Source organism: Rudaea sp. (assembly GCF_047601565.1).
In the GTDB taxonomy this organism is placed as follows: Bacteria; Pseudomonadota; Gammaproteobacteria; order Xanthomonadales; family Rhodanobacteraceae; genus Rudaea.
In genome coordinates this window covers 1948793-1962313 of the sequence record NZ_JASGIY010000001.1, presented here as the reverse complement: position 1 = coordinate 1962313, position 13521 = coordinate 1948793, and the positions used below count along the sequence as shown (strand labels likewise).

The 13521-nt window shown below is 66.1% G+C and carries 16 protein-coding genes and 1 pseudogene; 8 read left to right on the top strand and 9 right to left on the bottom strand.

The window, feature by feature from the left end:
* Nucleotides 1-169 precede the first annotated feature (169 nt).
* From QM741_RS08495 to QM741_RS08475, 5 genes are all read left to right on the top strand, one after another.
* Entirely contained in the window at nt 170-991 is an 822-nt protein-coding gene (locus QM741_RS08495) for a hypothetical protein (RefSeq protein WP_415207278.1), read from the top strand.
* On the top strand, nt 988-2190 hold the full coding sequence (locus QM741_RS08490) for a hypothetical protein (protein WP_415207277.1): 1203 nt from the start codon (nt 988-990) through the stop codon (nt 2188-2190). Before QM741_RS08495 ends, QM741_RS08490 begins: the two co-directional genes overlap by 4 nt.
* Before the next feature lie 64 nt (nt 2191-2254).
* Nucleotides 2255-2977, top strand: a complete 723-nt coding sequence (locus tag QM741_RS08485; RefSeq protein WP_415207276.1) for a hypothetical protein — start codon at nt 2255-2257, stop codon at nt 2975-2977.
* Between the two features lie 50 nt (nt 2978-3027).
* Nucleotides 3028-4065, top strand: a complete 1038-nt coding sequence (locus tag QM741_RS08480) for a hypothetical protein (RefSeq protein WP_415207275.1) — start codon at nt 3028-3030, stop codon at nt 4063-4065.
* Between the two features lie 21 nt (nt 4066-4086).
* A complete protein-coding gene (locus tag QM741_RS08475; RefSeq protein WP_415207274.1) occupies nt 4087-5406 on the top strand; it encodes a hypothetical protein in 1320 nt (439 codons plus the stop codon).
* 33 nt (nt 5407-5439) lie between these two features.
* On the opposite strand, the gene QM741_RS08470 is transcribed toward QM741_RS08475, so the two are convergent.
* Nucleotides 5440-5676, bottom strand: coding sequence for a hypothetical protein (locus QM741_RS08470; RefSeq protein WP_415207273.1), 237 nt, complete (start codon nt 5674-5676; stop codon nt 5440-5442).
* Here QM741_RS08470 and QM741_RS08465 point away from each other — a divergent pair.
* Nucleotides 5588-5776 (top strand): annotated as a pseudogene (locus QM741_RS08465) (nuclear transport factor 2 family protein); the annotation flags it as partial. The gene QM741_RS08470 and the pseudogene QM741_RS08465 sit on opposite strands and share 89 nt — an antisense overlap.
* A 333-nt stretch (nt 5777-6109) precedes the next feature.
* Here the strand turns inward: QM741_RS08465 and QM741_RS08460 are convergent.
* A complete protein-coding gene (locus QM741_RS08460; RefSeq protein ID WP_415207272.1) occupies nt 6110-7168 on the bottom strand; it encodes a hypothetical protein in 1059 nt (352 codons plus the stop codon).
* A gap of 477 nt (nt 7169-7645) precedes the next feature.
* Nucleotides 7646-8461 carry an adenosylmethionine decarboxylase gene (speD, locus tag QM741_RS08455; RefSeq protein WP_415207271.1) on the bottom strand — a complete coding sequence of 272 codons (816 nt, stop codon included), beginning with the start codon at nt 8459-8461 and terminating at the stop codon, nt 7646-7648.
* Nucleotides 8462-8511: 50 nt separating this feature from the next.
* On the opposite strand from speD, the gene QM741_RS08450 reads away from it, so the two are divergent.
* Both QM741_RS08450 and crp read left to right on the top strand, forming a co-directional pair.
* Nucleotides 8512-8736 carry a hypothetical protein gene (locus tag QM741_RS08450; protein ID WP_415207270.1) on the top strand — a complete coding sequence of 75 codons (225 nt, stop codon included), beginning with the start codon at nt 8512-8514 and terminating at the stop codon, nt 8734-8736.
* A gap of 32 nt (nt 8737-8768) precedes the next feature.
* The gene (gene crp, locus QM741_RS08445; protein ID WP_415209097.1) at nt 8769-9443 is read left to right on the top strand and encodes a cAMP-activated global transcriptional regulator CRP; all 675 of its coding nucleotides are present in this window, start codon (nt 8769-8771) and stop codon (nt 9441-9443) included.
* A gap of 37 nt (nt 9444-9480) precedes the next feature.
* On the opposite strand, the gene QM741_RS08440 is transcribed toward crp, so the two are convergent.
* The 6 genes from QM741_RS08440 to QM741_RS08415 form a co-directional block, all read right to left on the bottom strand.
* The gene (locus QM741_RS08440) at nt 9481-10122 is read right to left on the bottom strand and encodes a haloacid dehalogenase-like hydrolase (protein WP_415207269.1); all 642 of its coding nucleotides are present in this window, start codon (nt 10120-10122) and stop codon (nt 9481-9483) included.
* 32 nt (nt 10123-10154) lie between these two features.
* Complete coding sequence (trpC, locus tag QM741_RS08435) at nt 10155-10946, bottom strand: indole-3-glycerol phosphate synthase TrpC (protein ID WP_415207268.1); 792 nt, start codon at nt 10944-10946, stop codon at nt 10155-10157.
* The gene (locus QM741_RS08430; RefSeq protein WP_415207267.1) at nt 10947-11288 is read right to left on the bottom strand and encodes an antibiotic biosynthesis monooxygenase family protein; all 342 of its coding nucleotides are present in this window, start codon (nt 11286-11288) and stop codon (nt 10947-10949) included.
* Nucleotides 11285-12325 (bottom strand): anthranilate phosphoribosyltransferase, encoded by a 1041-nt coding sequence (gene trpD / locus QM741_RS08425; RefSeq protein ID WP_415207266.1) that lies wholly within the window; start codon nt 12323-12325, stop codon nt 11285-11287. Before trpD ends, QM741_RS08430 begins: the two co-directional genes overlap by 4 nt.
* Nucleotides 12326-12327: 2 nt before the next feature.
* Nucleotides 12328-12921 carry an anthranilate synthase component II gene (locus tag QM741_RS08420; protein ID WP_415207265.1) on the bottom strand — a complete coding sequence of 198 codons (594 nt, stop codon included), beginning with the start codon at nt 12919-12921 and terminating at the stop codon, nt 12328-12330.
* A gap of 349 nt (nt 12922-13270) precedes the next feature.
* A complete protein-coding gene (locus QM741_RS08415) occupies nt 13271-13495 on the bottom strand; it encodes an AlpA family transcriptional regulator (RefSeq protein ID WP_415207264.1) in 225 nt (74 codons plus the stop codon).
* Nucleotides 13496-13521: the final 26 nt, after the last annotated feature.

Sequence of the window (13521 nt, the reverse complement as noted above, 5' to 3'; positions counted from 1 at the left end):
TTGCCGTCGTCACGCCCTCCGCTGCGGCCGCGGAGCAGGACGCACCGGCACGAGGCCATGAGCTCCGCGGCACGGCCGACCGCGCGACTGCCACCCCCGGAGCACGTCGATGAGAACATTTGAGGAAGCCAAATCCGCACAAACCGTTTGCCGTCGCGCCGGTGCGGCCATGAGCGCACTGCGCCTGTGCGGCCGGCTGGCCGCGGCGCTGCTGTTTGCCGCGGTCCCCCTGTGCCTGGCGGCGCAATCCGCCGCCGCGACGATCACGGTCGGCGCCGGGTCGTCGTTCGATTTCGGCGACGCGCGCGTCGACCTGGGTTGTTCGAACCTCGCTATCGCCGGTGCCGCAACGGCCGGCGCCGCCGCGCTCACCGGCATTGCCGATTTCGACCTCGCCGGCGGCAGCTTCGCCGCGGGCGCGAGCGGCATCGCGCTCGGCGGCGATTTCGCCAACGCCGGCAGCTTCGTCGCCGGCAGCGGCGGCGTGGCGATCGTCGACGCCTGCGGCAGCGGCACGAGCACGCTGTCCGGCACGACCGGCTTCCACGACCTCGTCGTCACCACGGCCAGCGCGAAGCGGCTCGTTTTCCCGGTCGGCCTCGCGCAGAGCGTGGCGCATGCGCTCACGCTGCAAGGCGTGGCCGGGCAATTGCTCAAAGTCGTCAGCGCCAGCGCCGGGCAACGCGGCGTGCTCGCGCTCAACAACGGCGCCGCGCAGACCATCGCCTACGTCGACGCGCGCGACAACGACGCCGGCGGCGGTGCGCGCATCGCGCCGGGGCCGGCCGCGTCGTTCCACTCGATCGACGGCGGCAACCTCGTCAACTGGTTCGCCGACGCGACACCCGGCGGCGGCACGGGCAACGGCACGGCGGTTCCCGCGCCGGCGCTCGGCTGCGGCCGCTGGCTGCTGCTCGCGCTACTGATGCTCGCCGCGTGGCGCGGCCTTTCCCGACAAACTCTTTCCAGATCGATGGAGAAACGTCCATGAACCGCCCCGGTTTCCGCATTCTTTTCCTCGTTGCCGCGCTGGCCCTCGCCGGCATGCAGAACGCCGCGGCCGCCGACGTCGTCGTCCAGCCCGCCGCGGGCAGCGGCTTCGTCGTCAAGGATTCCACCGGCGCGCAGGTTCGCCTGCGCGTGGACGAAGGCGGCAACATCGTGATGCCCGTGCTGGTCAACGGCACGCAGCAGAGCCTTCCGGTGTGCTACGACAGCGCCAGCGGCCAGCTCGGGCCGTGCAGCGGCAGTGGCAATTCCGCCAGTTATTCGGCCGGCACCGGCCTGGCGCTGAACGGCAGCGCGTTCTCCGTCGCACCCACCTACCAATTGCCGCAAGGCTGCGCGTCCAGCCAGATTGCGCAATGGAACGGGATGAGCTGGGTCTGCACCGACGCGCCCAGCGGCGGTAGCGATTTCGCGCTGCCGTACAGCGGAACCACGGCGACGACCGGCGCGGCGTTCTCGGTCGCCAATACGTCGGGCCAGACCGGCGTGCGCGGCATAAACGGCACTGGCTCGGGTACCGCCGGTTGGCCTGCGGCGATATGGGGAGACGCGGCCGCTGCGGTCGGCGTCCTCGGCACCAGCAGCAACGGCAATGGCGTGCAGGGCGTCACCGGCAGCGACGCTGCTGCCGGCGTCGCCGGCAGCAGCAACGGCGGCCCGGGCATTTCCGGCGAGAGCGCCAATTTCGACGGCGTGCATGGCCATACGAGCAGCAACAACCACGTCGGGGTAGCCGGCTTCGCCGACCAAGGCACGGCGGGGGGTGTGCTCGGCGGCGCTTCGAGCGGCACCGGTGTCGCCGGCGTCAGCCAAGACGGCATCGGTGTGTCCGGCCACAGCGATCACGGCTACGCATTCGTGGCCTACGGCCCCGCGCAGCAGGGCCTGAACCAAGGCGGTTGGGTCAAGGCGGCCGTAGTCGTCGACCAGACACAAGTCGTACGGTGCTTCAATTCCCAGCTCGCGGCGAACAGTGCGGCGGTCGTGCCTTGCGGCATCGCGGTATCAGGGGCCTTCAGCTACAGCGGCGGCGACGACGAGATCTATCTCGATTTCAACTTCCCCGTCGACGGGCGCTTCGTTTCGGTGACGGGAACGAACTTCCAGGGGCTGGCGACCGCGGGCAATCGCATCACGCTCAAATTCCATCCCGCGGGCGCATTCCATCTGATCGTCTACTGAAGTCCAGTCAAGGGGACGGCCGTCCGCGTTCCCCGAATCGTCGGCCCATCCCGTGAGAAGGCCCATGAACAGCAACGTTTCGATCCGACCGGCCGTGCTGTCCGAACGCCGTTTCTTTTTGTGGATGTCGCTGGCGATCGCGGCGACGGTGTTCGCCGGCTTCGGCCGGATCGAAGCGGCCGGCTTCGTCCGTTGGACCGAGCTGCCGTTTCAAGTCGTGGCGCACGGCCTCGTGTTCGCCGCGTGGATCATGCTGTTCGTGGTGCAATGCGCGCTGGTGGATCGCGGCTCCGTCGCTTTGCACCGCCGGCTGGGCGTGTTCGGCGCGGCGCTGGCCGCGGCGATGGTGCCGCTGGCGCTGGTCACCGCCGTGATGTGCATCCGGCGCGGCGCGGTGCCGCCGGTGTTCCGGCCCGACGTTTTCCTCGCGCTCAACCTGCTCAACGTCGTCGCCTTCGCCGGCCTGCTGGCGGCCGGCCTCGCCCTGCGGCGCAGGCCCGATTGGCACCGCCGGCTGATGCTGTGCGGCAACGTGATCATCATGTCGCCGGCCGTGCCGCGGCTGCTGCCGCTGAGTGCGCTCGGCGTCCCGGTTCCGCTCATCCTGACCTGCGCTATGCTGGCCTACGTCGGCGCCGGCATGGCGTTCGACCTCGCGAACCGGCGGCGCATCCATCGCGCCTGGTGGGTCGGCGCGGGCGTCATCGTCGGCATGATGCTGGCGCTCGGCCCGCTTGCCTACAGCGCGCCGCTGCGCGCGCTCGTCGATCGGCTGTCGCCGCCGTGAGCGCGGTTCGCCTTTCTCGAAATGCCGCTTGCCCGGTCCGGAGACCGACGATGAAAACGAGATTCCCATTCATGGGCCTTGCATTCGCGTTGCTGCTCGCACCGGCGGCGTTGCCCGTGCACGCGCAGGACACGCGCAACGGGCCATTGCTGGTAATCCCCGAGGCAAGAGGCCATCGCCTTGTGCTGGTCGACCCGCGCGCGAAGGCGGTGGCCGGCGCGATCGCCGTGCCGGGCTGGCCGCACGAAGTGGCGTTCTCGGCCGACGGCAGGACCGCCTACACGCCCTCGTACAGCGACGCGATCGTCGGCATGCCTGGCGCGGACGGACACGCCATCGACGTGATCGACATGGCGACGCGCACGGCGACGAAGTCCTGGGATCTGGGCAAGCCGCTGCGCCCGCACAAGGTATTGACCACGAAGGGCGGCAGCCTGCTCGTTTCGGCCGAACTGGCGCAGGCGGTCGCGATCGTCGATACCCGGACCGGCAAGATCACGGCACGGATTCCGACCGGCGCCGAGCAGACCCACATGCTCGAAGCGACTCCGGACGGCCGCAAGCTGTACACGGCCAACCTCGGCGCGGGCAGCGTCAGCGTGCTCGATCTCAAGAGACGCAAGCTCGCCAAGGTGATCGCGGTTTCCGACCTCGTGCAGCGCCTCGCACTGTCGCGCGACGGCAAGCGCCTGTTCGTGACCAACGGCAACGCGCGCAGCGTCGCCGCGATCGACACGGCGACGGACGAAATCGCGCGGGAAATTCCGGTCGCGGGATTCCCGTTCGCCGCCTGCCCGACTGCGGACGGAAAGTTCCTGCTGGTCGGCGAGGACGAAGCGCCGCTCGCGCGCGGCGGCGGCAAGAAGGGCCTGCTCGAAGCGATCGATCTCGCGACGAACACGGTCGCACGCCGCTTCGACGTGGACCGCATGCCGCACGGCATTGCCGTCGTCGGCGACGAAGCCTTCATCGCCACCTGGCTGAGCGGCAACGTCGATGTGCTGGACCTGAAGACCTGGACGCTCGAGGCGTCGATTCCCTCCGCGGCGCACGGCGACGGCATCGCGCTCTGGCCCGGACTGCGCTGATCCGATGAAAAGGTTCAAGTCATGAAATCCAGATTCGAGCGTGAGGACCGCAGCCCTTCACGAATCGCTCCCGCCACCCAAGCCGTTTACGCGCTCGCTGCGGGATTCGCCATTGCCACACTGGCGCTGCTGTCCGCGTGCCGTGAGAGCGTCGCACCCGGCGCGCATGCGGCCGCCGACGATGCGCACATGCGCGCCGCGATCGAAGAGCGCGGCGGCGCCGACAAGGCGCAGCTGCTCGAAGGTATGCGCGTGTTCTCGCAGGAAACCTTCGGCGGCAACGGCCGCACCTGCGAAACCTGCCATGCGCTGGGCAGCGGCACGTTCGGCCTCGCGGACGCGCGCGAGCGCTACGCGAAGAATCCGCACGATCCACTGTTTCGCGCGATCGACAGCGACGACGGCGACGGCAAGTCCTACGACCGGCTGTTGAAGTACGGCACGGTGCGCGTGACGATCGCGCTGCCGCCGAACGTGAAGCTCGCCGACGATCCGAACGCGACCGCGGTGACGCTGTTTCGCCGCAACCTCGTCACCCACGACGTGGCCGCGCTCGATCCCGTTCTGATGTGGGACGGCCGCGCCCCCGATCTGCCCTTCCAGGCGCAGGACGCGATCCGGACGCACATGCAGCCCGCGCGCGCAGCGACGCGGGCCGAACTCGACGCGGTCGCCGCATTCCAGAAGGCGATGCTGTTCACTTCCGACGACATGCGCGCCTACGCGAACGGCGGCGCCGCTCCGAGTCTGCCGCCCGGCCGCAGCGACGCGGAGAAGCGCGGACGCGAATTCTTCGTCGCGCAGCCGGTCGATCTGAAAACGGGCCACGGCATCTGCGCGATGTGCCACGGCGGCCCGCGCCTGGACACGACGACCAAAGAGATCGAACGATTCTTCCCGCCGGTGCCGTTCGTCCCGGAGCTGCCGCCCGCCGGACTCGCAGCCGGCATCCGCTTCGGCTTCACCAACGTCTCCGCCGAGAACAAGCCGGGCTATCCAGTGCGCAAGTGGCTGCTCGAGGGACCGGGCGGGAAGTGGACACCGTTCGAAAGCCCGGACCTCGGCATCGCGCTGAGCTACACCCAAATCGCCTCGCTGCCGCCGGAGTTCGCGAAATATCCGGCGTTCTTCTTCTCCGAGATTTTCAAGATTCCGTCGCTGCGCGGCGTCGCGCGCAAGGCGCCGTACTTCCACGACGGTTCGGCGGCCACGCTGGAAGAAGCCGTGGAGCATTACCAGCGATTCCTGCACGGCGGCTTCGGCTTCCTCCAGCCGCAGGCGCGAATCGAACTGTCCGAACAGGATCGCGCCGACATCGTCGCCTACCTGAAATTGCTGTAGCCGGCGCCGCGTCCCGCGCCGCATACCGTTCCACTACCGGAGAAACGCCATGCTGAAGATGAAATCGTCGTTGCTCGCCGTCACATTCGCGCTGGCCTGCCTGGGCAACGCACATGCCCAGGAGCTGGATGCCGAAGCGAAGAAGAAGTTGGCCATCGCCGGCGCGGCGGTCGGCAAGGCCATCAACGCGCACGACATCGCCGCGCTCGAAAAGCTCTGGTCGCCGAAACTGCTCGTCAACAGTCCCGGCAACCGCGTGCTGACCCGCAACGAAGTGTTCGGCGCGATCAGGCGCGGCCTGCTCGACTACGAAGGGGGATACCAATCGCGGCTGGAGAGGATCGAGTTCTACGGCAACGTCGCCGTGACCATGTCCGACGAAACCGTGGTGCCCGACTTCGGGCCGGAAAAAGGCAAGACGATCCATCGCCGCAGCACCAACGTTCTGGCAATACGCCGACGACGCGTGGACGATGATTGCCCGCCAGGCCACCGTCTACGACCCCGATACCAAACACTATTGAAACGGGAAACGGCGGGATACGATGACGAGCCTCGACTCGCTTCGCATCCCGCCCGCCATGCACATCTTCACTCGCCGCCGACTGGGCCGCTAGAGCGTGCCGACCGCTTCGCCGATGATGCCTTCGGTCAGCGCGACGCCACGCTTCCAGCGCGGCTGGTCGACCGGCACGCCGCGCAGTTAGGCACCATAGAAGGCGAAGCGCGCGTCGACGAAATCCTTGTTGAGGTACCTGGCGTAGTTGCGCAGCAGCTGCCAGCGGAAATACGTCTTCAGCGTCGCCAGCGGCATCTTCACGAGGAGCTTGTCCATGCAGGCGAGGTAGCTCGGCTGGCCGACGATGACGTAGTCGGTCTTGCCCTCGATGCCGGCAGCGACGAGGAAGCTCTTCCAGTCGTAGCCCGGCGCGAGCTTGGCGAGGTCGGCGAACGACTCCCTGTTGTAGCCCTTGATCGGATCGCGCAGCTGCACCTTGGTCCACTGCACGCGCGCCAATTCGGTTTCGAACGCGAGCATCGCCTTGGCGTTGGCCGCCGCGGCCTTGTCGCCGGACATCGTCAGCATTTTTTCGATGAACTTGGCGTAGGCCTCGCGGATCTGCTTGAGCTTGGCGTCGTTCTCGAGATAGTAGTCGCGGTCGAGCAGGCCGAGGCCGTCCTGCTGCAGGTCGATGACGTACTTGGTCGAGTCCTTGTTGTCCTGGTGGACGAAGCCGCCGAACGGAGAGGTGACGCCGATCATGAGGAAATGCGCGACGAGCGCGGGGATTTCCTTCTTGTCCTTGAGCGCGTCGATGCGTGCGAATTCGGCGTCGAGCGGCTTGAGGCCCGCAGTTTCGAGCGCCGCCTCGTCCATGAAGCTCGCGTAGAGGTCGGCGATCTTCTGCTTGTCCTTGTTCGCCGGATCGGGCTTCGACGCCGCATCCTCGATGATCGCGCGGATGTTCGTCTTGGCATCGTCGTCGAGCTTGATGAAGGCGCCCGTCCTCGGCATGTCGTCCGGAATCTGCGCGGCATCGAGCCAGTGCCCGTTGACGTAGCGATAGAAATCATCCTGCGGCCGCGCGGACGTATCCATGTTCTCCTTCGTCACGCCGGACGTCAGCGCAGGCGCAGGCGGCGGGGTCGGCGCGGCAGCGACCGGAGCAGCCGCAGGGGCCTTTTCCGCGGGAGGCGGGGCCGATTGCGAGCAGGCGGCGATGAAGCCGGCGCAGGCCAGCCAGACCAAAGTGCGTTTCATGGAAGACCTCCGGGCGCAATGCAATTTGCCAGTCTATTCGGCGCGCACACCCCGCACATAGGCCAAAGGTAAGCGCAGGTGCGACGGCGGTCCCCGGCTTGGCCTTTGATCCGACCTTGGATGTTCGGGCCCCTGTTTGCCACGACGAGGGCATGACGGAATTGGCCGCGGGATTGCGCGCAGAAGGTGCGCGAGTTCGCGAATGGACAGGGATGTCCACCGAGCGAACCCCGGGCATGCCCTCGCGCACCCGTACCGCGAAGCACGGAGGGCGCAGCATCCGGGATACGTTTCTTTTGGTTACTTTTCTTTGTGCAAAGTGACCCGCGCGCTGGACGCGAACGGAAAGGCGAAGGGCCGGCGACAAAAAGATCAAAAAGTCAGAGCAAAAACCGGATTCCCGTCTGCGCGGGAATGACAAGCGAAAAAGCACAAGAAAATCGTGCCTACGCCAGCAGGCACCGCGACAACGGCGACCTAGGTCAGATTACGCCCGTGGAACAACTCCTCGATCTCGCGCTTGAGCAGCGACTCGATGCGCAGCCGTTCCTTGAACGACAGGTCCTTGGCGTGCGCCTCGAACAGATAGGTCTCGAGATCGAACTCCTTCACATGCATCTTCGTATGGAAGATGTTTTCCTGGTAGACGTTGACGTCGAACATCTCGTACTTGTTGCGAATGTGCTTGGCCAGGTATTCCTGGATCGAGTTGATGCGGTGGTCGATGTAGTGCTTCTTGCCCTTCACGTCGCGGGTGAAGCCGCGCACGCGGTAGTCCATCGTCACGATGTCCGACTCGAAGCTGTCGATCAGGTAGTTCAGCGCCTTCAGCGGCGAAATGACGCCGCAGGTGGCCACGTCGATGTCGGCGCGGAAGGTCGCGATGCCGTTGTGCGGGTGCGTCTCCGGGTAGGTGTGCACCGTGATGTGGCTCTTGTCGAGATGCGCGACGGCGCTGGCGTCGTGGTGCTCGTGGACCGCGTCGGAGATCAGCTCGCGCCCGGCGTCGCGCTTGTCGATGATCGGCTGCTCGGAAATCAGGATCGTGACCGAGGCGCCCTGCGGGTCGTAGTCCTGGCGCGCGATGTTGAGGATGTTCGCGCCGATGATGTCGGCCACGTCGGTGAGGATTTTCGTGAGGCGGTCCGAATCGTAGGCCTCGTCGATGTACTCGATGTAGCGGTCGCGCTGCTCGGCCGTCACCGCATAGCAGATGTCGTAGATGTTGAAGCTCAGCGCCTTGGTCAGGTTGTTGAAGCCTTGCAGCTTCAGGCGCGGGATGGGCTTGACCATGGTGGAAATCCTCGAAAAACGCGCCGCGAATGCGGTGAAGGGGGGCGATTATGGGCCAAGTCGATGACGGGGGAAACCTCGCCGCCGACACCGGGGTGCCGGGCGCCCGCGAATGGCATCATCGCCTCGCGTCGTTTCCGGAGAATTTTCTTTCGGCAATACATCTTGTCGCTTTTTTTCGTCTAAGATGCCCGGCGGGGTCGATCCGGAATTCCCTTGAAATCGCCGTGATTGCAACGGGGCGATCGACCGTTTCCGAACAGCTCGAAGAATGAGGTCAAGCGTGCCCCAACCCTTGCGTTACACCTTGCAAAAAGCCGTGGCGCGTGTACAAACCCCGCACGCGCTGGTTCTGGACCAGCCGACGTTGAACCGGTTCCTGGAGGAATGCCATTTGCGCCATTATCCGCGCAAGACGGTCATCATCCGCCCCGGCGATTCCGCGAACATCCTCTACTTCATCGTCGACGGCTCGGTGACCGTTTCCTCGGAGGACGAGGAAGGCCGCGAACTGATCCTCGCCTACATCAACGCCGGCGAGTTCATCGGCGAGATGGGCCTGTTCGTGGAAACGCCGCAGCGCGAGGTGACCGTACGCACGCGCACGGCGTGCGACCTGGCCGAGATCAGCTACGAGCGCCTGTTCCAACTCGCCGCAGGCCCGCTGCGCGAGGACCTGCCGAAACTCCTGTTCGCGATCGGCACCCAGCTCACCAACCGCGTGCTCAACACTTCGCGCAAGGTCAGCCGCCTCGCCTTCATGGACGTGACCAACCGCGTCGCCAAGACCCTGATCGACCTGACCAGCGAGCCCGATGCGCTGTCGCATCCGAGGGGCATGCAGATCCGCATCTCGCGCCAGGAAATCAGCCGCATCGTCGGCTGCTCGCGCGAGATGGTCGGGCGCGTGCTCAAGCAGCTCGAAAGCCAGGGCATGATCTCGGTGTCGGGCAAGAACATGGTGGTGTTCGACTCGCACTGAGGGGCTTTGCAACGGCCCCCGTATGGGCCGGGGCGGCTTACCATTCCACGATCGACAGACGCGTGCGCAGGCGCGCCGACAGCTTCGCGAGCAGCGCGCGATCCGGATTGACGAGCACGGCGGAACGCGCCGCGGCAAGCATGTCGAGATCGGCGAACGAATCGCCGTAGGCCACATCCCATGGCGCGCGCACGCCGCGCAGGCGCAACTGGTGCGCCTTCTGCAAACCGACGTTATGGACCGCGATGCGCGGACCGAAGCGGCCCGCATCGAATTGCGAGGCGACGAGCTCGATCTCGCGCAGGCCGAGTCCGTCCAGCGCCGCACGAGCGAGCGTTTCCTCGCAGCCGGTGACGACGATGACGCGCGCGCCGCGGTGGCGATGCGCGTTGAGCGCGTCGAGTGCGGGCCGCGAGAAACGCCGCGCGTCGCGCGCGAGCGCCGCGCCGAAATCCTGCGCAAGACGGCGATAGCGCGGCAACGGCGTGCCGAACCAGGCAAGATGGACGAGAAAGCGAAGCGCGTGCCGCCGCGTCTTGCGGATCAGGGTGAAAGGCGACGCGGCCAGCAGCAGCGGCGATGCGATTGCGACGCGCCACCATTGGCAACTGCAGCGCTCGCGCATGAACGCGGTGAACGCATCGCCCTTGAACAGCACGCCGTCGAAATCGAAAAGCACAATGGGCGTACGGGGATTCCTTGCCGCCTCGATCACGGCGAGAACAGACGCTTGAGCTCTGCACCGGGATCTTCCGCGCGCATGAAGGTCTCGCCGACCAGGAACGCCTGCACGTCCGCGGCGCGCATCCTGGCGACGTCCTCGCGCGTGACGATGCCGCTCTCGGTGACGAGCAGCCTTTCGGCAGGAACACGTGCGCGCAGGCCCAGCGTGGTGTCGAGCGTCGTCTCGAACGTGCGCAGATTGCGATTGTTGATGCCGATCAGGCGCGCGGACGTCGCCAGCGCCCGCTCCAGCTCGTCGCCGTCGTGCACTTCGACGAGCACATCCATGTCGAGCTCTTCCGCGAGCGCCGACAATTCGAGCAGGGCCGCATCGCCGAGCTCGGCGACGATCAGCAAAATGCAGTCCGCGCCGAGCGCGCGCGCCTCGTAGACCTGATAGGGGTCGATCGTGAAATCCTTGCGCAATGCGGGCAGCGAGCACGCCGCGCGCGCCTGCTGCAAATAGACGTCGGCGCCCTGGAAGAAATCCACGTCGGTCAACACCGACAGACAGGCCGCGCCGCCGGCCTCGTAGCTGCGCGCGATCTCGGCGGGACGAAAATCCGCACGCATCACGCCTTTCGAGGGACTCGCCTTCTTCACCTCGGCGATCACGCCGGGCTGCCCGGCCGCGATCTTCGCTTCGAGCGCGGCGACGAAGCCGCGCACGGGCGGCGCATCGGCGACGCGCGCGGACAACTCGCGCAACGACACATGGCCGCTGCGTTCGCGGATTTCCGCGGTCTTGCGCGCGAGGATCTTTTTCAGGATGTCGCTCATTCAGGAATTCGGACCGTTGTAGGCGCGCTCGACCTTCGCCACGCGCACTTCGAAATGCTCGTACCACTCGCGCTTGCCGCGCTCGCGCACCACTGCGTGTTCGGCATGGTTGCGCCAGAGACGGATGTTTTCCTCGCTGTCGAAGTACGCGACCGTGATGCCGAAGCCGCCGGCATCGCGCGCGGATTCGGCACCGAGAAAGCCCGGCTGCGTCTGCACGAGCCCGAACATGCGTTCGGCTGCGGCCGCATAATCCGCTTCGCCTTCGCCATTGCGCCGCGACGAGAAGATCACCGCATAGTACGGCGGTTTCGGCGTGCGCGCGAATCCCGCAGCGCTCACGAGGTTTCCTTGAGCCGCCGCGTCACCGCGACGAACTGGTCGAGCTTCGCGCGCGCGGCGCCGCTTTCGAGCGCGGCCTTCGCCGCATCGACACCGGCGGCGATCGACGCCGCCGCGCCGGAGGCATACAAGGCCGCGCCGGCATTGAGCGCGACGATATCGCGCGCCGCGCCGGCGCGGTTTTCCAGCGCCTCGAGCACGCGCGCCTTCGACTGCTCGGGATTGTCCACGCGCAGCACGGCGGAATCGACCGCGGTGAAGCCGAACTGCGCCGGTTCGATTTCGTATTCGTCGACGCGTCCATCGCGCAGCTCCCCGACGAGGGTCGGGCCCGCAAGCGAAATTTCGTCCATGCCGTCGCGGCCCCACACCACGAGCGCATTGCCCGCGCCGAGCCGCTGCAGCACGCGCACCTGGATGCCGACGAGGTCCGGATGGAATACGCCCATGAGAATGTGCGAAGCGTCCGCGGGATTGGTCAGCGGACCGAGGATGTTGAACAGCGTGCGCACACCCATTTCCTTGCGCACCGCGCCGACGTTCTTCATCGCCGGGTGGTGGTTCGGCGCGTACATGAAGCCGATGCCGGTTTCGTCGAGGCACGCGGCGACCTGCGCCGGCGCGAGATCGATCGCCGCGCCGAACGCCTCGAGCACGTCGGCGCTGCCCGACTTCGACGAGGCGCTGCGGTTGCCGTGCTTGGCCACGCGCGCGCCGGCCGCGGCGACGACGAACATCGACGCGGTCGAAATGTTGAACGTATTCGAGCCGTCGCCGCCGGTGCCGACGATATCGACCAGATGCGTGTTCCCGCCGGCCAGCGGCACCTTCGCCGCCATCTCGCGCATCACGCGCGCGGCGGCGGCGATCTCGCCGACGGTTTCCTTCTTCACGCGCAGGCCAGCGAGGATCGCGGCCATCATCGTCGACGACACCTCGCCGCGCATGATCTGGCCCATCAGGTCGACCATTTCGTCGTGGAAGATCTCGCGGTGCTCGATCGTGCGCTGCAGCGCCTGTTGCGGAGTGATCGACATCGTCACGCCGCCTGCTTCGGCGCGCGCAGGAAATTGCGCAACTGGTCGTGCCCATGCTGGGTCATGATCGACTCGGGATGGAATTGCACGCCCTCGATCGGCAGCGCCCGGTGGCGCAGGCCCATGATCTCGTCGACGCTGCCGTCCGCATGCCGCGTCCACGCGGTGACTTCGAGGCAGGCCGGCAAAGTATCCTTTTCCACAATGAGAGAATGATACCGCGTCGCCTCGAACGGATTCGGCAGGCCGGCGAATACGCCGATATTCTTGTGATGGATTGGCGAGGTCTTGCCGTGCATGATCGTGCGTGCGCGCACCACCTTGCCGCCGAACGCCTGCCCGATCGCCTGATGGCCCAGGCACACGCCGAGGATCGGCACCCGGCCGCCGAGCTTTTCGATCACCTCGAGCGACACGCCTGCCTCGTTCGGCGTGCACGGCCCCGGCGAGATGACGATCTTCTCCGGCGCCAGCTTCGCGATCTGCGCCACCGTCAGCTCATCGTTGCGCACCACGCGCACGTCCTCGCCGAGCTCGCCGAGATACTGCACGAGGTTGTAGGTGAAGCTGTCGTAGTTGTCGATCATCAGGATCAAATCGCACCTAACCTATTGTTTTGCAACAATAACTCGTCTGATACATGCCCACGATACCCGCTCTGATACCCGCTTTTCGCGGCGGTACTCGGACCGCGCAGGTTCGCCCTGCAAAGAATCCGAAAGGATCGCTTCGGTATTCTCGCCGATAAATGGCCTTCCATGAACTGTCCGTCGACGATGGCCGCTGGAATACTTTGGGAAGTAGATGCAATTGCCGCCGTGACCGAAGCAGACGACCAACCATAGTTGCGAGCGCTTCTGTCAGGCGCTCGAGCGGAATGCGTTGAAGTTTGTCGCGGCGAAATTGGGATATCGGGTCGCCTCAAGCCGGCGATGACGGCCGCTTTCATTTGGGGGCGTTAAAATCCTCACCTCTTGTGCGGCGTTTTCGCTCCCTGAGCCACAGCTCAATTTCTCCTTCAATCCACCCAACCACCCGATCGCTCAGATCGACTTGACTTGGAAAGTCATTGTTCGCCATCAAGCGGTAGATCTGGCTGCGGCTCAACCCGGTCTTTTCCTTGACCGCCGGCAAGCGAAGTATTCGAATCGACGGAATCGCCTCGCTCATCGACCTACCCTGCTTTGCCCGTTGAG